This window comes from Parabacteroides sp. AF18-52, assembly GCF_003479145.1.
Taxonomy (GTDB): domain Bacteria; phylum Bacteroidota; class Bacteroidia; order Bacteroidales; family Tannerellaceae; genus Parabacteroides; species Parabacteroides faecis.
In genome coordinates this window covers 138,148-155,586 of record NZ_QUGR01000001.1, presented here as the reverse complement: position 1 = coordinate 155,586, position 17,439 = coordinate 138,148, and the positions used below count along the sequence as shown (strand labels likewise).

At 43.4% G+C, this 17,439-nt stretch carries 16 protein-coding genes; 5 read left to right on the top strand and 11 right to left on the bottom strand.

Features of this window, described 5'->3' with window-relative positions:
- Window positions 1-10 precede the first annotated feature (10 nt).
- From DWX23_RS00595 to DWX23_RS00585, 4 genes are read left to right on the top strand one after another with little or no spacing between them, the layout of a single operon-like run.
- Complete coding sequence (locus DWX23_RS00595) at window positions 11-1,306, top strand: hypothetical protein (RefSeq protein WP_122373027.1); 1,296 nt, start codon at window positions 11-13, stop codon at window positions 1,304-1,306.
- Window positions 1,307-1,322: 16 nt separating this feature from the next.
- The gene (locus DWX23_RS24825; protein WP_158607035.1) at window positions 1,323-1,811 is read left to right on the top strand and encodes a S24/S26 family peptidase; all 489 of its coding nucleotides are present in this window, start codon (window positions 1,323-1,325) and stop codon (window positions 1,809-1,811) included.
- The gene (locus tag DWX23_RS00590) at window positions 1,808-2,101 is read left to right on the top strand and encodes a PqqD family protein (RefSeq protein WP_158585843.1); all 294 of its coding nucleotides are present in this window, start codon (window positions 1,808-1,810) and stop codon (window positions 2,099-2,101) included. Before DWX23_RS24825 ends, DWX23_RS00590 begins: the two co-directional genes overlap by 4 nt.
- A complete protein-coding gene (locus DWX23_RS00585) occupies window positions 2,098-3,720 on the top strand; it encodes an ABC transporter ATP-binding protein (protein ID WP_122373025.1) in 1,623 nt (540 codons plus the stop codon). Before DWX23_RS00590 ends, DWX23_RS00585 begins: the two co-directional genes overlap by 4 nt.
- A gap of 2 nt (window positions 3,721-3,722) precedes the next feature.
- Here DWX23_RS00585 and DWX23_RS00580 read toward each other — a convergent pair whose 3' ends face one another.
- The 11 genes from DWX23_RS00580 to DWX23_RS00530 form a co-directional block, all read right to left on the bottom strand.
- Window positions 3,723-4,859, bottom strand: a complete 1,137-nt coding sequence (locus DWX23_RS00580; protein WP_122373024.1) for a nucleotidyltransferase family protein — start codon at window positions 4,857-4,859, stop codon at window positions 3,723-3,725.
- Window positions 4,834-5,256, bottom strand: a complete 423-nt coding sequence (locus tag DWX23_RS00575) for a helix-turn-helix domain-containing protein (RefSeq protein ID WP_158607034.1) — start codon at window positions 5,254-5,256, stop codon at window positions 4,834-4,836. The genes DWX23_RS00580 and DWX23_RS00575 overlap by 26 nt, the downstream gene beginning before the upstream one ends.
- Entirely contained in the window at window positions 5,234-7,588 is a 2,355-nt protein-coding gene (locus DWX23_RS00570; protein WP_122373022.1) for a polysaccharide biosynthesis tyrosine autokinase, read from the bottom strand. Before DWX23_RS00570 ends, DWX23_RS00575 begins: the two co-directional genes overlap by 23 nt.
- Before the next feature lie 29 nt (window positions 7,589-7,617).
- On the bottom strand, window positions 7,618-8,427 hold the full coding sequence (locus DWX23_RS00565; RefSeq protein ID WP_122373460.1) for a polysaccharide biosynthesis/export family protein: 810 nt from the start codon (window positions 8,425-8,427) through the stop codon (window positions 7,618-7,620).
- Between the two features lie 89 nt (window positions 8,428-8,516).
- Window positions 8,517-8,912: an HU family DNA-binding protein gene (locus DWX23_RS00560; RefSeq protein ID WP_122373021.1), complete on the bottom strand. Its 396-nt coding sequence runs from the start codon at window positions 8,910-8,912 to the stop codon at window positions 8,517-8,519.
- Window positions 8,912-10,117, bottom strand: coding sequence for an OmpA family protein (locus DWX23_RS00555; protein WP_122373020.1), 1,206 nt, complete (start codon window positions 10,115-10,117; stop codon window positions 8,912-8,914). Before DWX23_RS00555 ends, DWX23_RS00560 begins: the two co-directional genes overlap by 1 nt.
- Before the next feature lie 4 nt (window positions 10,118-10,121).
- Window positions 10,122-11,369 carry an OmpA family protein gene (locus DWX23_RS00550; protein ID WP_122373019.1) on the bottom strand — a complete coding sequence of 416 codons (1,248 nt, stop codon included), beginning with the start codon at window positions 11,367-11,369 and terminating at the stop codon, window positions 10,122-10,124.
- A gap of 52 nt (window positions 11,370-11,421) precedes the next feature.
- Window positions 11,422-12,564, bottom strand: a complete 1,143-nt coding sequence (gene wecB, locus DWX23_RS00545) for a non-hydrolyzing UDP-N-acetylglucosamine 2-epimerase (protein WP_122373018.1) — start codon at window positions 12,562-12,564, stop codon at window positions 11,422-11,424.
- Between the two features lie 11 nt (window positions 12,565-12,575).
- Window positions 12,576-13,724, bottom strand: coding sequence for a capsular polysaccharide biosynthesis protein CapF (locus DWX23_RS00540; protein WP_122373017.1), 1,149 nt, complete (start codon window positions 13,722-13,724; stop codon window positions 12,576-12,578).
- A 15-nt stretch (window positions 13,725-13,739) separates the two neighbouring features.
- A complete protein-coding gene (locus tag DWX23_RS00535) occupies window positions 13,740-14,813 on the bottom strand; it encodes a polysaccharide biosynthesis protein (RefSeq protein ID WP_122373016.1) in 1,074 nt (357 codons plus the stop codon).
- A 42-nt stretch (window positions 14,814-14,855) separates the two neighbouring features.
- Entirely contained in the window at window positions 14,856-16,097 is a 1,242-nt protein-coding gene (locus DWX23_RS00530; protein WP_122373015.1) for a DegT/DnrJ/EryC1/StrS aminotransferase family protein, read from the bottom strand.
- A gap of 129 nt (window positions 16,098-16,226) precedes the next feature.
- Between DWX23_RS00530 and DWX23_RS00525 the strand changes: the two genes are divergently transcribed.
- Window positions 16,227-17,435, top strand: coding sequence for an ATP-binding protein (locus DWX23_RS00525; RefSeq protein ID WP_122373014.1), 1,209 nt, complete (start codon window positions 16,227-16,229; stop codon window positions 17,433-17,435).
- The last annotated feature ends 4 nt before the right edge of the window (window positions 17,436-17,439 follow it).

Genomic DNA, 17,439 nt, shown 5'->3' with positions numbered 1-17,439 from the left:
TTACGAATCAATGAAAACCCTAATTAAATTATTAGCATTTAGCAGTTTATCGTTTTTTGCATTTACTGCATGTAACGATGATATTGAAAGCAACGGACAAGAAACACCTATTGAAAGAGTTTGGACAAATGTCACTATGCAGCTTTCAGAAACAGCACAAGGCTCCATCGAAGGGGAAGACTTAACTATAACCAAAAGTGGTTCCTCACTATGGGATAACTCAAGTGCTTTAATAAATGGCAAAGCTCCTGGTATTTATCCATTGGATGAAGTATATCTAGTAAAAGTTGTAGATGCAGCAAATAGACAATGTGAATCTACAAAAGCAAACATAAGTTCTGATGGAAAGGTAACTTGGTTTACAGCTAAAAATGGAGATGTAGCCATAATAAAAGGAGAAAATGGAAAAGAACTTACATTGAGTAATAATGACTTAGTTTACTTTTCTTCTCAAGAGAATGTCACAAAAACAAATGCAGAAGAATCATCGATTCTTGGTATAGGTGTATATAAACCCATTGGTGACATATTATTCGTAAGTCCAAATGCTTTACAAGTCAAAATAGAAAATGATAAAATAGTTCTTACATCTGTAGAAAATGAGGAAACATACGAATTAGCATTAGTAGAGGACAAAGAAACCTCTACAGAGAATATTATTAATTTAGAACGTGCTACGACAATATTAAGTGTACGAGTTGCTCTTAATCCTCAAAATGAAGGTGATAGAAATAATATCGAGTACATAAAAGAATATATCAAGGATCGACTAAGTGAAGATTTAAAAGATACACCTGTAAGATTCCGTGCTCGTTTCTTCTTTGCCGGCTACCCGAATTCGTATGATATGACAAGAATGAATCCTATATCGGGAAATGCTACTGATTATACAGCTATCAGCAATAAATGGTGTGATCTTACCAATGGATTAGAATATCCTGTATTCGATACACCGACTGCATATTTTGCAGGTTTCAAAGATTCATCTTGTCCTTATCTTACACCACATGATTTCTCCGAGGGACTTAAAGCAACTATTTACTTTACTTTTGAAATTTCCAAGGAAGGAGCAAGTGATGATGCAGATCCTCTATATAGAGGTACTATCGAAGGTAAGTTCAATGCCTTTGAAATTATGAAGAGAAATAATCATATGGGTGTGTTATTCACAATCAACTTATCTACATTCGATGAATTATTCAATCATCCATATAAAAAGAGTCTCGTTACCCGTTCAGCCGTTGAAGACGAATTATTCGGTACAATGTTAAATGGTGATGTAGACATTGATTATAGATCCAAATAACACATAAAATTTTATCATGGAGCTCCCCTCCTCTACCCGTATCATCCAGCTGTCGAATGAATTAATCATTCAAGAAGTGGCAACATGTTTACGTAAAGGACAGACAGCTACCATACGTATAAAGGGGAACAGCATGTTCCCCTTTTTGCGCCATGAAAAAGACGCCGTCCGGCTGCAATCTGTTCATCCGGACAAACTCAGATGCGGGCAAATCGTATTATTCAAATACGGCCCCGTTTATCTCTTACACCGGATTATCCGTATCGAAGCCTCACAGCTTTATATCCGCGGTGACAACCGAATCGGATTTCCACTTGAAATTGTAGACAAAGATGCTGTCGTAGGATACGTCACCTCCATCCAGCGAGGAACCCGATGGATGCCTCCCGAACACTTCGGATGGCAACTAATCTCCTCCCTCTGGATACACTCATATCCGCTACGGCTCCGACTCTCAAGCTTAAAAAAACACATTCGAAAAATCCTAGAACAATCAAACTTATGAAAACCTTTAAACTTAAACAAGGCTATAAAATACAAGAAATAGCAGAAGAAAAAGTCCTTTTCCCTGTCGATATGGCCAATGTGGATTTCACCAATATGCTCGTGCTCAACACCACCTCCACCTTCCTGATTCAAATGCTGCTCGAAAAAGCATACAGCAAGGAAGAGTTGGCTACAGCCCTGGCCGACCAATTCGACGTAGACCACTCTACCGCCGAATCCGATATCGAAGAACTGATAAACACCCTGCAAAACTTACATATCCTGGATACCGACATCCAAGAAGCATGAAGCAGATACTCTACTATTTCTTCCATCTTTCCAAAGGCTTTCGGAAAGAGATAATCAGACTCATTTCCGTGGGAGCAATCGAAGTTGCGCTCTCGCTTATCATCGTATGGTTTTCCAAACGGGTAATCGACACCGCAACTCACTCACGCGAAGGGGCCTTACTCCCGCCCCTGCTCCTGATCGGAGGCTGTTTCCTGTTCTCCATCATCTGCCGGGCGTTCCTCTCCAGATGGTCTGTGCTCCTGCAAACCCGTCTGCAAAACACCCTGCTTCACCGTTACTTCTCCACCCTGCTCCATGCCGAGTGGAAACCGGCGCAAGCCTTTCACAGCGGCGATATCATGTCAAGGATGCACACCGATATCAACGACGTAGTCAATACCTTCGTCACCGCCATTCCCCAAGTCATCCTGATGCTATTTAGCCTGTGCGGAGCATTCTACTTTCTATACACGATGGAGCCTATCCTGGCCGGTGTCATAGTCGGAATGATTCCCTTCATCCTGTTGCTCAGCAAGGCCTACTTCAAAAAAATGCGAAAACTATCGACTGAAATCAAACAGTCGTCCAGTCATATCAAACAATTCTTCCAGGAATCCATCCAGCGTAGCGAAATAGTAAAGGCACTCCGCTTCGAAAACCTGCTCCTGCACCAACTGAACAACCGCCAGTCGGACTACATCGGCAAGGTCAGACAGCAGAACACCTTCTCAATCTTCTCCAACCTGGTACTGTCCATCGGTTTTCTGTCCGGCTACCTGGTAGCCTTCACCTGGGGCGTTTACAGCCTCCAAAGCGGTGAAATCTCATTCGGCACCATGACAGCCTTCCTGCAACTGGTCAGCATGATTCAAAGCCCGGCTCTCGGTCTGGTGCACACCATCCCCGGCTTTATCACTGCCTACACATCAACCGAACGCCTGAAAGAAATCAATTCCCTTCCGGAAGAGACACAGGAAGCTTCTCTCCGCCCAATAGACTGCACGAAGCTGCAGCTTCAACAGGTCACCTTTTCCTACACGCCGGAAAAGCCTGTCCTGACAGATATAAATATGGAATTTCGCTCCGGCGAAATCACTGCCCTGGTCGGTCACAACGGATGCGGCAAGACAACCCTGCTCCGCCTGCTTCTGGCACTGGTATCTCCCTCCCAAGGCCATATCGCCCTGACAGACAGCCAGGGCCACATCCATACAATCGGAAAACAGACCCGTATCAATTTCTCATACGTGCCACAAGGAAACTACCTTTTCTCCGGCACGGTACGCGATAACTTAAAAGCAGCAGCCCCCTTAGCTACAGACGCCGAACTTTTGCAGGTATTGAAATCGGTCTCCGCCGATTTCATCCTGCAAACAAAAGAACAATTAGATTTGAAATTAAGAGAAGGTGGAGAGGGCTTGTCCGGTGGAGAGACACAGCGCTTGGCCATCGCCCGCGCCCTGCTTTGCCCGGGAAAAATCCTCTTATTAGACGAAATTACTTCTTCCCTGGATGAACAAGCCGAACGAGAAATCCTGGCTTTACTCAAAAACAATGTAAAAGATAGGATTATTATATTGGTATCGCATAAGCGGCAAGTGGTGGAGTTGTGTGATGAGGTTTATTTGTTAGGGTGAAGTTAGTGTAAAAAACGCTCTTTAAAGGCTGTATTCAGTGATGTAAAAAATAATTTCAGTTTCTTTCTTGCCAGTTTCGGATAGAAAGGGTATAAAATAAATATCTCCTTTAATATATTTCCATACCAATAAATCCGCTCTCTTAGTATTTGAAGAGAGAAAGAATTTCCTTTTTTCCAAATAGTAAACTTGCACTTCTTTCTCTTCTTCAGACCAAAATTACCCAATTTTCGGATACAAAACCATAATAGTCTTTTGAAAAATAACCTATCATAAATATTTAATGACCAAGAAGCTGAAAGATTAACCGAACCGATACCAATGTATTCAAAGCCGACAACAGTAAACACCCGCACAAACCGAGCCATCCCTTCTTTCCTTAGCTCTTCCATGATACTTGCATAATCCAATTCCGGAAATTGCTTAACGAAAAGTACCCAGTCACACAAATGACGTAAACCAATTCCCCCGTTAAAAAGATGTTTAGCCGCATGTTTCAGCAGCATAATAGCATTCTCCCTTGTTTCCGGAACACGATACAAAACACCCTCCTTCTTCACAAGTTCACACTTTCTATTCTGCAAAGAAGAAGGATTCGAATTATGCGGATAATGCAATTCGACCAATATATCCCGAATATAAATCATATCATGTTGATGACTGCGATTATGATCAAACTTAATCTCTCCCCATTGTTTCAAACACTCTAAAGCCTTATCATACGAATCCGGTATATAAAGATCCAAATCACCAGTCATTCTCAACAAAGGCTGCGGATAAAGAAGCGCAATGCCAATCCCCTTCATCACAATCGGGTAAACTCCGGCCTGTTCAAAACTGGCATTTACTTCGGTCCAGACACTCCGGATTTTCTGGTTATATCCCTGAATAGCCTGTGCCTCCGCCATCCAGGAGAAAAAAAGTTGCCGGGGAGGACGAAAAGCCTTCGGCAAACGTTCTACCGCCACATAACAGATGCCTGTTACTGCCTGGTCGTGCACCGCTTCCCATATCACCATCCACTCCGAGGCATCCAATCCCTCAAAAAAGGAAACATCCGGCTCTTTATCCCATATCCCGGACTTTATCAACTCCAGAAAGGCTGCTTCCGCCTTATTTTCCATAGAACGCTTCATCATCAAACTCCTCAAATTTTAAATGAGTAAATTCTTTCCCTGCAAAATCAGCCCGCACGCTCTCCGGAACACGCCCGTATTCATTTTTAAAAATACGATAAAAGGTACTTCTCGAAGGAATCCCGCACTGGTTCGCAATATAATCGATCTTATAGTTGGGATTCTTCACTAATAAATAACAGGCATATTTCAGTCGCAGATGGGTCAAATACCGATAGAAGGTCTTTTCACGGCTAAAAGAACGAATTGCCATCGATAGATATTTATCATTGCTTCCGCATGCGGAAGCAACCGCCCGCAAAGAAATAGCGGGCGATCTGAAACGCAGTTCCTGTATCATGTATTTTTTAAACACATTATAGATCAACTGCAATGTTTCAATCTTTACTTCCGTAGCCATAAGTATATCCTTTTCCGTAATAACCATATCCATACCCATAGTTATAACGGATATCTACGCCATTCAATAAAATAGCCATATTTTTCAGCTTATTGCTTTTATACAGCTTTTCTACCTCCGGTAATAATCGTTTGTCCATATATCCGGCACGCAATACATAAAGTGTCAGGTCGGCTACACGGTTAACGATAATTGCATCCGCAATCATATTAGAAGGCACATTATCCAGTATCACGTAGTCGTAGCGCTCTTTCAACCATTCCAACAAATCATCCAGCCGCTTACTGCGCAGTAACTCCGACGGATTCGGCGGAATAGGCCCATTATACAAAACGTCCAGGTTCGGATGATACTTTCCTTTTTCCAGAAGATTATCCAGGTTCGTTTCCTTTCCCGACAGATAATTGGTAACCCCAGCCTCATGTTTATGACCAATGCGTTCACTCAGAGAACCTTTTCGGATATCCAAATCGACCAACACGACTTTCTTGCCTCCGGTAGCCATACTTACTGCCATATTGATTGACAGAAATGTCTTGCCGGCACCCGGATTAAACGAAGAAAAGACTATCACCTGCAGGCGGTTTGTATTCACCTCCATAAAATCCATATTTGCTCTCACAATACGGAAAGCTTCAGATATGGCATCACGTCCATTTTCCGACACATAAATCTCATGTTCTTTCCGTCTATGCTTTTTCGGAAGCAAAGGGATCTCTCCCAATATCGGAGCGGTCAGCTTTTCTTCCAGTTCCCTACGACTGTTAATCTTCGTATTCAGACTAAAAATCAACCAAAGGATTAGTCCCGGTAAGGCAAAGCCCCCCACCAAAGCAGCAAGCAAAATCATAGATGTTTTCGGAGCTACCGGCGTGTCGCTACACATGGCCGGATCGATCACACGTGCATTACTTGAAGTAATCGACTGCGACAAGGCATTTTCTTCACGTTTATTCAACAGATACAAATACAAAGCTTCCTTGATTTTTTGCTGACGCTCAACCGATAATACATACTTCTGCTGAGAAGGGACAGCCGAAATACGTCGGTTGGCCTGCCTCTCCTGCTGCTCGATACGCTGTAACTGTGCATTCAGACCGGCAATCAGGTTGTCGACCGTGCGCACAATGGTCTGCCGCATAGCCGACAATGAACCATTCAACTCCTGGATAATCGGATTCTTCTCGCTACTGTTTTCCTGCAATTTGTTTCGCTTCAGCAACATTTCGTTGTATTTGCCGATACTCTGCTCGATATTCACATCCGGAATACCGGTATTGGAAGGAATCAAATCCCGTTCATGCTGCGGGTCATGCAAATACTCTTTGATGGAACGTGCCAGCGATAACTGATTCTCCAATCCCAGCCCCTCTTGTTGGTAAAGGTTGGAGTTTTGCAGATAGATACCTGTTTCCGACACAATATCCGTCAACAGGTTTTCTTTCTTAAACGTTTCGATTTCCGATTCCACGCCTCCCAACTCCTGCTCAATGATAATCAGACGCTCATTGATAAAATTGGACGTATTGATCGCTACCTGGTTTTTGTCGTTAATCGCATCTTCATTATACACAACGATCAATGTATTGATAATATCTTCCGCTCTCGCTTTAGATACATCTTCAATAGCCAGATTGATAATAGAAGCTTTCTTGTCGGCCAAATAAGCACGCAGACCGGCGTTGCAGGCTTTCGCTACCTGAAGCAAGTTATACTTCGTGACAGTGACCGGCACCGAATAATACATCTTGGAATAATATAAAGTAGGCGTAACGACCACCTTTCCCACAGGCGTTTCTACCGTATCCTTCAGAGCCACCTTCTGCTTCCATTCCTCATCGTCACCTTTCCATCCGGCAAGCATAACCGTTTTATCGTCCAAAGGTGTCACCACCATTTGTAAACTGCTGGTTTCTTCGGCATCCGGAAAGCGAAGGACAACAGGAGATTCCTTGTACAATTCAAGCTCCCGAAGACCGGCTTCCACCCTGTAAGAAATGTTCAGATTCAAGCGACGGACCACCTCTATCATCAGGTTACGGGATTGAAACACCAACACTTCATTATCCACACTGCTTTTGGTATTCAATACATTCAAATCCTCAAAGGCCGCAGCCTCACTGGCCAGACTTGTTCCCTTCGAATCATTCTTGATTAAAACGGAAGCGACACAGGTATATATCTTGGCAGTGCTTTTCACATAATAGACTGCCCCCCCAAGGAAAACCATAACCGACAGGACAAACCAATACCAGTAACGCTTGAACATGTACCACAAATCTATCAGGTTCAAAGCATTTGTCCCATCTTCTATTAGTTCTTCATTCTTCATTATCGCAATAAATTAAATTATACTCGTTCTCATTTTGTCAATGTCACAACCAAAGAAGCTATGGAAACCAGAATAGAAGCGGCAGACAACCATACTCCTACCGATTTGTTCTGGTTGATTCCACTCTGTTCGGCTTTCACCTTGTTCGGCTCTACATACACGATATCGTTCTGTTGCAAATAATAACAGGGAGAGTTGAAGATATCGGACGAACGAAGGTCGTGAAACAGAATAGTCCGCTTTCCATCCTTCTCACGGATAACGGCTACCCGGTCACGACGACCATAGATAGTCAGATCGCCAGCCATACTCAATGCTTCCAGCAATGTGACCCGGTCGCTGGAAATATTAAACGATCCCGGACGGCTTACCTCACCCATGACTGAAATTTTATAGTTCAAAAACTGTACGGTTACAATCGGATCCTTAATCAAGTCTTCGCTTATCAGACGCTCCTTAATCATCTCAGTCAATTGCAGGCGGGTTAACCCTGCAACATGCAGTTTACCTAGAATCGGGAAATCTATATTCCCATTGACATCCACCAGATAACCCAGTACACGCTGTACACCGGGACTTTCACTTCCAAGCTGATACGACACCAGCGGCATATTAAACGGCAGCGCCAACTCCGGATTCTTACTATTCACCATAATCGACAATAAATCGTCGTTATGGATAAACACTTCGTATTTCTGCTCGATTTCCTGTTGCTTTAAAGGAACAACATCCTGCAGATAGACAATCTTCTTTGAAGATCTGCAGCCCGTGAAAAGTACTGCCACACACACCAGTGCTGCAGCCAACAGACCCAACGAATGGTAATTCTTCGTTCTCATAACAAATAAATAAAAGTTTAATATTAATTCCTGATATATTCCGTAAGTCAAAGTAAACCAACGTCGGCAGCCGATGACTACCTCTGTCCTCATTCTCTGCCTGCTCCTTCTGACTCTCCTCTCTCCTTATGAGGGAAACGGAAGTGATGCTGACCTATATGAGCTACAGCCTCTTCCTCGACTGTATCGGGATTCTCTTCGGCGAGAAAGTTGTTGTTCAAAGCGGCCAGCAGATATACGCCGGGCTTGAATTTTACACTTATACGCGGAGCGATCATGCAGGGAAGCTCTGCTCGTATATTACGTCCCGGACGGGCGGATTGATACCAAGGTTCCAGTGAACCAAAGCCATGGATACTGAAACCGCGACCGGCTTTCAACTCTTTTGTCGCCACATCTGCTAGCGTATTGACGACCAACCTGCTCGTTGCCAATGGCAACGAGCAGTGTTTTGCTAAATAAGATACCAGTTGTTTTTTTGTCATTATTGTTCTATTGCAAAATTAACCGTTTGGTTATCTTCCATGTGATCAGATACGGAACCCATGTCTTTCACACGTACTATCAGACGCGACGGCTGTATGGAATAGCGGTTGATCAGGATGTTTCTGACACGTTCTGCACGTTTGCGAGCGACTCTGTCACTTGCCTGATGGCTGTTACCGATGACTGCAATCTTGTAGTTTGTATGCTCTTCCATGAAATGAGCCACCTCGAAGATATTAACCTGCTGCAATTCTTCATTGTAGGTGTCTTTTTCAGGGAAGAAGACAACAGCCGGAATCAGCAGTTCGCTACCTGTAGCGACGTGAGTAACAGTACGGTGAACCGTTTTTGAGTGTTCGGTGTACTCGCGACGTATTTTGCTTACGCTGTTGTTTAACGCAGCATACTGTTCCGTCGGAACAAGGCGTACGACCTGGAAGCCCTGCTTACCAATGCGCCATTTCAAACCGACCAATCCGGAAAAAAAGGTATCGAACTGGTTGCCTTTCCCGATCTCGCCGTCGAAGGTAGCGCTGGTAATGGAAGAACTGATCTCCGCATTGACGGCCAGGCGGTCTGTGATATTATATCCAGCGATAGCACCCAGACGCAAGGCAATCTTGTTCTCCTTACTCATACCGTGCCAACGCATATTATAAAGGTAACCCAAACCGGAATAAGCCTCGAAGTCCCAACGACGGTCGAAACGCTTCTGTTCATGGAACAAATTATATAAGTCGACCATCAAATCCAGATTCACTTCCAGATATTTCATCTTCTGCTTGTAGCCATCCTTCGTATCGACTCCCTGCGATTCCAGGTATTCGCGTACCGGATCATTACCGTCGCTCCAGTTGGCATACTGCTTGTAGATACCCGGAATACCCGTATTCCAACCCGTCAAACGCATACCACCAAAGCTCAAACGAAGACTCAGATTCGGATTCAAATCCTTTCCGATACCGAGCAAGAATCCCGGAGACAAACGCTTGCCGACAGACAGATGGTTATCATCTTCGGCACACATCACACGCCCGGCAAATGAACCTTGTATATAGAAATTGCTCCAGAAAGAGGAAACATATCTTGTCTTATAGTCCACTTCAAGCGTATCCATCATAACAGTAGATTCCACACGCTTTTCTTGTGCATATCCCCCTGCCGATACGGCTGCCAGGAGAAGTATCAATATTGTCTTTTTCATCCTTTTACTTGTTTTCAGTTTCGTCTTCGATTATTTCCATCACTACGGCACGATTCCAGCGGTAGTCCTCTTCGTAAGCCCGTTCGATATCCCCTTTCGCAGAAGTCTGCAAACGTTCAGGGTCGATATTGAATTCTTTCACCAGACAATCCTTCACGGCTTTTACACGGCGTTCGCTCAACTTCATGTTGTAGGCCGGATAGGCAGTTTCCTTATCGGCATAACCGCATAGCTTCAGTTTAGCCTTCGGATGTTCTCTCAAATAATCGACAACCAGATAGATGTTGGTCATCTGATCTTCTTCGATCGTAGACTGGTCGATCAGGAAACGAACAGGAAATTCGGTCACCAATGATTCCGGTTCGGCAGTCGGTACTTCCACAACAACAGGAGCCGGCGTGTAATAAACGCTTTCCAGCACAACCGGGTTCACCTTTGTATAACGGTTGAATTTCTGTCCTCCGAACTTATAAGTGATACCGATGCTCAGACCGCCGTAGCCTTCTACGGTACGGTTTGTTTTGGAGGAAAGGCCATTAATCTGTCCGTCAAAGGATTCATCAACGATAGTTCCCTGCAACTCGGCTATCAATGAAAGTTTGTCGCTCAATTTCACATCCAACTGTGCACCGGCATTCAATGAGAATGAGTTATCCGGCGTGATTCCCTGCTTCTCGAATGTATGCGAGAAACCGGGTCCCAGGAAAAGATAGAAATTGACCGGTTTCTCGTCTCTTGTGAACCAACGCACCACATTGCTCATCAGGTTCACCTGGAAATCCATGTAAGCGAACTGACGGTGGAACCAGGTTACTCCATCTTTCTCTGAGAAATAAGGCTTAGCCTCTTCGGGTATCACCGTATGGTCAGGCACCTTATCGAACATGTTGTAGAAAGCAAACGGATAAGAATGTCCGCACAGCTTTCCGGCCCCCACCTGAAAGCGGAATGCCCACAATGGAGAAAGCCATTTACCTACTGATATCTGCCCCATGGGCTGCATGCGCTTAATAAAGCCTTCATACTTCCGATTCGCCTCTGCTGCCAAACCATTCATACCAATCGCTCCACTGATAAACCAGTTGGAAGAGCGGCCTCTACCGGCCACAACAATGTCTGTCGAATCGCCCAACTCACTGATAATGTTGTCTAGTTGGGCCACCCGAATGGTGTCAGTTTTAACCTCCTGTGCCCTCGTTGCGTATGGTAGTGATAGCAAGAGGGTTACAATACAAACTGCTTGTTTAATCATATTACTAATTTTATGTTAGATAGATTTATTTTTTAGTTTCATGACTTTGGTTTTAATATTTTCTCCAAACCATCTTATTTACGACTCCGGTATAGCTTTGTATCAATTTAACGACCTTGACTGATACATTCTCATCCACATAATTGGGAACAGGGATTCCCAAAGCGCCATCCTTATTCATTTCGACCGCCACATCTACAGCCTGCAAGACCTGTTCGGTCGTAATACCTGCCAGGATAAAGTTCCCTTTGTCTAATGCCTCCGGACGCTCCGTACTCGTACGGATACATACCGCAGGAATAGGATTACCGACAGACAAGAAGAAACTGCTTTCCTCAGGCAGCGTACCCGAATCAGATACCACAGCGAAAGCATTCATCTGAAGATGATTGTAATCATGGAATCCCAACGGTTCATGTTGTATCACACGCGAATCGAACCGGAAACCACGTTGTTCGATATATTTCTTTGAACGAGGGTGACAAGAGTACAGGATCGGCATATCATACTTCTCGGCCATCGCATTTACCGCATTCATCAGGTTGAAGAAGTTCGTTTCCGTGTCGATATTCTCTTCCCTATGGGCAGACAGTAAAATATATTCTCCTTTCTTCAATCCCAAACGTTCCAGAACATCGCTAGCCTTGATCTTTTCCAGGTTATTATGCAATACCTCTGCCATAGGTGAACCGACTACATAGGTACGTTCTCTCGGTGTACCGGCAGCATTCAGATACCGGCGTGCATGTTCGGAGTAACACATATTGACATCGGCTGTCACATCCACAATGCGACGGTTTGTTTCCTCCGGAAGACATTCATCGAAACAACGGTTACCCGCCTCCATATGGAAGATAGGAATATGCAAACGCTTCGCCCCGATAACCGACAGACAAGAATTTGTATCTCCCAGTACCAGAACGGCATCGGGCTTCACCTCCACCATCAATTTATACGATTTGGCAATGATATTTCCTATTGTTTCCCCCAGGTCCGCACCCACTGCATCCAGATAATAGTTAGGAGCACGAAGTCCCAAATCATCAAAAAAGACCTGATTCAATGTATAATCATAATTTTGTCCGGTATGGACCAGGATTTGATCGAAGTATTGATCGCATCGCTTAATAACGGCAGCCAGACGGATAATTTCCGGACGGGTACCGATTATAGTCATTAATTTTAGTTTGCTCATAGTGTTATCTTTTATACTTCCTCAAAATAAGTATCCGGACGGTTTGGATCGAAAGGTTCATTGGCCCACATAAAAGTCACCAACTCTTCCGTATCGGAAAGATTAATGATATTATGCGTATAACCGGGAATCATTTCGACCACTTCTATCTTTTCTCCACTAACTTCGAAATCGATTACTTCATCTGTTCCGATCTTACGAAGCCGGATCAAGCCATGCCCGCTTACGACCACAAATTTTTCATTCTTGGTATGATGCCAGTGCTGGCCTTTGGTTATACCCGGTTTAGAGATATTTACGGAAAACTGTCCCCTGTCCGGCGTACGGATGATCTCTGTAAAACTACCGCGATCATCTGTTTTCATCTGTACCGGATAGCAGAATTTCTCTTTCGGTAAGTAAGATAGATAGGTCGAATATAACTTCTTCGTAAAAGGATCACCCAGATCGGGTACACCTAAGTTACCCGGCATCTCTTTGAATGAATAAAGCAGATCAACAATGCCTCCTAGCGTAATCGTATGAACGACTGGTACTGCACAATAATCTCCTTCATGATGTTCATTACCAGATAAAGCGGCAATCAATTCGTCTACTACATCATCCACATAAACCAGATTCATCACCACACTCGGATCATTCACCCGGATAGGCAGATCATTGGCTATATTGTTACAGAAAGTAGCCACAGCACTGTTATAATTGGGTCTACACCATTTTCCGAACACATTCGGGAAACGATAAACCAATACTTTCGCCCCGGTTTCTTTCGCATACTCGAACAACAGGTTCTCTCCTGCCCTTTTCGATTCGCCATACGGATTATCCAATGCCGCCTGCGTAGATGATGAGATCATCACCGGGCAAGTATTGTTATACTTTTTCAATGTATCCAGTAAAGTAGATGCAAAACCGAAGTTACCCTTCATAAATTCCGCCTGGTCTTTCGGACGGTTCACACCCGCCAGGTTAAAGACGAAATCAGCTTTCTTACAATAGACATCCAACTCAGCCGGATCGCTGTCTATATCATATTCGAAGACCTTTAGATCAGTTCCCGAAACAGGATAATTCCGGGCTTTCCCCGATTGGATATTATGGAGCTGGAAAACAAGGTTCCGACCGACGAATCCTTTGGCGCCAGTAACTAATATGTTCATTACATTAAAATTGATTTATTCGCTTCTGATTTCTCTTGGTTTTGCCCGTTCTATCAGTCCAAGATCTTCCTGAATGAAACGTAAGCGGAGTAATAGTTTTTTCATGCCTTCCACATCCAGACGTGTGGTGTTATAGCTGTGATAGTCTTCAATCTTAGAGAGACATTCGCTTCCTTCGGTAAAGAACTTATCATAATTGAGATCGCGTGTATCGCAGGGAATACGATAATATTCACCCATATCGATTGCCTTCGCCATCTCTTCCCGAGTAACCAGTGTTTCGTATAGTTTCTCTCCGTGACGTGTACCGATTACCTTCACTTCCGTATCCAGATACTTCGGATCGATCTGTGCGTATGTCTCTTTCAAGGCTTGTGCCAGAACAGATAGAGTAGCTGCCGGAGCTTTCTGAACAAATAGATCACCATTATGACCATGTGTAAATGCATAGACCACCAAATCTACGGCATCATCCAACGTCATCATGAAGCGAGTCATTTCAGGGTCCGTAATGGTAATCGGCTTGCCCTGCTCCATCTGTTCCACCCAAAGAGGAATTACAGAACCACGACTTGCCATCACATTGCCATAGCGGGTACAGCAGATAGTCGTCTGTGCCCCTTCGCCCAGCTCACGTCCTTTAGCAATCGCTACTTTCTCCATCAAAGCCTTGGAGATACCCATTGCATTGATTGGATAAGCTGCCTTATCCGTAGAAAGAACAACTACATTCTTTACACCATGTTCAATGGCTGAAAGCAGCACATTTTCCGTACCTTCTACATTTGTACGCGTAGCTTCCATCGGAAAGAATTCGCAACTAGGGACTTGTTTTAATGCAGCTGCACTAAAAACATAATCCACACCGCGCATGGCGACATCCACAGATGTTTTGTTACGTACATTTCCTATGTAAAATTTTACTTTAGGATTTTGTAAAGCATGACGCATATCGTCCTGCTTCTTCTCATCTCGGCTAAAGATTCGGATTTCCTTGATATCGGAGTTGATGAAACGCCGGAGGACGGCGTTACCGAAGGAACCAGTACCGCCGGTGATTAAAAGGGTTTTGTCTTTGAATACTGACATATAATATATATTCTATTAAAATTCAAATGAATTCATTACAGATTACAGAATAGACTTTTTAATTTCCTCTACGATATACGCTACACCTTCATCCGTCACGCAAGGACCACTCGGCAGACATAGCCCCTGCTTAAACAAAGATTCGCTTACGCCGTTCGCATAACAAGGGTTGTTCTTATAAACGGGTTGTAAGTGCATCGGTTTCCACAGCGGGCGAGATTCGATACCGGCAGCATCCAACGCCATACGCATAACTTCCACATTCCGGTTCGGCTCCAAATTGGTATGTAAAGAAGAAGCCTCGTGTGTCACACCGGCAGCACCACCTACAGCCCCCTGTACAGCAGCCTCGTATGCATGTTCTTCTCCTTTCACATGTAAATCCGAATCAAGCAGGATTGTATTCAACCAATAGTTACTATCAAAGCGGGAAGAAGGATTCTCATGCAATGTAATCCCTTTTACTCCGGTAAGCAGTTCCTTATAAAGTTGACAAGTATGTTTATGATGAGCAATATGTTCATCCAACACTGTCATCTGACCACGACCGATACCCGCACAAATATTCGACATACGATAGTTATAACCAATCTCTTCATGTTGGTAATAAGGATAAGATTCGCGAGCTTGAGTAGCATAGAACATGATCTTCTTTTTCGCTTCTTCATCCGGGCAGATTAATGCGCCACCACCGGAGGTCGTAATCATTTTATTACCATTAAAAGAAAGTACCCCATACTGTCCAAATGTTCCGCAAACCTGACCATCATAGCGACTACCCAATCCTTCAGCAGCATCCTCGATAACCGGAATATCATATTTATTTGCCACAGCCATAATCTCTTCAATTTTAGCTGGCATACCATAGAGATAGACGGGGACAATTGCCTTCGGCTTCTTACCTGTAACTGCTATTCGGTCGATAATCGCTTTCTCCAATAGTTCCGGATCCATATTCCAAGTGTCAGCTTCTGAATCAATAAATACCGGAGTTGCTCCCAAATAAGTTACAGGATGCGAAGATGCACAGAAGGTAAAACTTTGTACAATCACTTCATCGCCCGGACCGACACCACAGGCTAAAAAAGCCAGATGGACGGCAGCTGTACCGGCAGAGAGGGCAACGACGTGTTTATCCTCTCCTACAAATGTTTCCAGATCTTTTTCAAATCCATTCACATTCGGACCAAGTGGAACAACCCAGTTGGTATCAAAGGCTTCTTTTATAAAGCCTTGCTCTTTGCCGCTCATGTGAGCGAGGCAAAGGTAAATTCGTTTATTCATTGTTATGATAGATAATTAGAGTTTTACTTATAATTAAAACTTTTCGTGTTTCAAGGGCGAGTTTTAAGTATGATTAAAACTTTTCATATATTTGCCATAAGTTTCACCTATACTTAAAACTTTCAGCAAATGGATTTACCTCAAACACTCATCAATCGAAAAGGCTATTCAGAAAGAATCAAGCCTTTCATGAGAAAAAGCATAACCAAAGTATTAACCGGTCAAAGACGTGTCGGTAAAAGTTTCCTGCTTTTCCAGCTCATGAAACAAGTTCTTGAAGAAGAGCCGAATGCCAATATCATATATATTAATTTTGAAGATTTCACCTTTAGCCAAATTCAAACAGTAGAAGACATGCACACTTATATCACATCACGGCTTCTAGGAAATCAATTCAATTACATTTTCATTGATGAAATACAAGAAATTCCCAATTTCGAAAAAGTAATTCGTTCTTTGTTGCTATCCCCTTGGAATGACATCTACCTGACCGGTAGTAATGCCAAAATGCTTTCCGGAGAACTAGCCACTTATCTGAGCGGACGATATATAGAGTTCAAAATCTATAGCTTGTCTTATTTGGAATTTCTGGAGTTTCACCGGTTAACCAATACCGAACAAAGTCTCGATTTATATAGTCGTTATGGCGGTTTGCCCTATTTGATCAATCTGCCTCTAACCGACGAAGTTGTCAATGAATACCTAAAAAGCGTCTATTCCACCATTGTATTCCGTGATGTAGTTGGCCGTTATAATTTGCGAAACAGTGACTTCTTAGAACGTCTCATTCGTTTCTTGTCTGAAAACATCGGGAGTCTTTTTTCTGCCAAAAACATCAGCGATTATTTAAAATCTCAACATACTACGGTTTCTGTCAATCAGATACAAAACTATACCCAATACTTAAGCAATGCTTTTCTCATTCATCGGGTTGAAAGATACGACCTGGTAGGTAAACGTATCTTCGAAATTGGAGAAAAATATTATTTCGAGAATATGGGAATACGCAACATTGTCATTGGTTACCGCCTCACGGACAAAACTAAAATATTAGAAAATCTAGTCTACAACCATCTCCTCTATCGCGACTACACCGTCCAAATCGGTTATTTGGGCAATAATGAAATCGACTTTATCGGAGAAAAGGATCATGAGAAAATTTATATCCAAGTCGCCTTACGTATCGACAATGAGACAACCGCTCAACGTGAATTCGGCAACCTATTAAAAATACAAGACAACTACCCTAAACTTGTCGTCACCGCAGATCCTTACACCGGCAGCAGCTATGAAGGTATTCAGCATTATCCGATACGGGAGTTTTTGTCGGTGTTTTGATAAG

What these genes read in the sequence shown, in the direction of transcription:
- DWX23_RS00595 (WP_122373027.1), top strand. Translation starts at nt 11, where the DNA reads ATGAAAACCCTAATTAAATTATTAGCATTTAGCAGTTTATCGTTTTTT.
- DWX23_RS24825 (WP_158607035.1), top strand. Translation starts at nt 1,323, where the DNA reads ATGGAGCTCCCCTCCTCTACCCGTATCATCCAGCTGTCGAATGAATTA.
- DWX23_RS00590 (WP_158585843.1), top strand. Translation starts at nt 1,808, where the DNA reads ATGAAAACCTTTAAACTTAAACAAGGCTATAAAATACAAGAAATAGCA.
- DWX23_RS00585 (WP_122373025.1), top strand. Translation starts at nt 2,098, where the DNA reads ATGAAGCAGATACTCTACTATTTCTTCCATCTTTCCAAAGGCTTTCGG.
- DWX23_RS00580 (WP_122373024.1), bottom strand. Translation starts at nt 4,859, where the DNA reads ATGATGAAGCGTTCTATGGAAAATAAGGCGGAAGCAGCCTTTCTGGAG.
- DWX23_RS00575 (WP_158607034.1), bottom strand. Translation starts at nt 5,256, where the DNA reads ATGGCTACGGAAGTAAAGATTGAAACATTGCAGTTGATCTATAATGTG.
- DWX23_RS00570 (WP_122373022.1), bottom strand. Translation starts at nt 7,588, where the DNA reads ATGAAGAATGAAGAACTAATAGAAGATGGGACAAATGCTTTGAACCTG.
- DWX23_RS00565 (WP_122373460.1), bottom strand. Translation starts at nt 8,427, where the DNA reads ATGAGAACGAAGAATTACCATTCGTTGGGTCTGTTGGCTGCAGCACTG.
- DWX23_RS00560 (WP_122373021.1), bottom strand. Translation starts at nt 8,912, where the DNA reads ATGACAAAAAAACAACTGGTATCTTATTTAGCAAAACACTGCTCGTTG.
- DWX23_RS00555 (WP_122373020.1), bottom strand. Translation starts at nt 10,117, where the DNA reads ATGAAAAAGACAATATTGATACTTCTCCTGGCAGCCGTATCGGCAGGG.
- DWX23_RS00550 (WP_122373019.1), bottom strand. Translation starts at nt 11,369, where the DNA reads ATGATTAAACAAGCAGTTTGTATTGTAACCCTCTTGCTATCACTACCA.
- wecB (WP_122373018.1), bottom strand. Translation starts at nt 12,564, where the DNA reads ATGAGCAAACTAAAATTAATGACTATAATCGGTACCCGTCCGGAAATT.
- DWX23_RS00540 (WP_122373017.1), bottom strand. Translation starts at nt 13,724, where the DNA reads ATGAACATATTAGTTACTGGCGCCAAAGGATTCGTCGGTCGGAACCTT.
- DWX23_RS00535 (WP_122373016.1), bottom strand. Translation starts at nt 14,813, where the DNA reads ATGTCAGTATTCAAAGACAAAACCCTTTTAATCACCGGCGGTACTGGT.
- DWX23_RS00530 (WP_122373015.1), bottom strand. Translation starts at nt 16,097, where the DNA reads ATGAATAAACGAATTTACCTTTGCCTCGCTCACATGAGCGGCAAAGAG.
- DWX23_RS00525 (WP_122373014.1), top strand. Translation starts at nt 16,227, where the DNA reads ATGGATTTACCTCAAACACTCATCAATCGAAAAGGCTATTCAGAAAGA.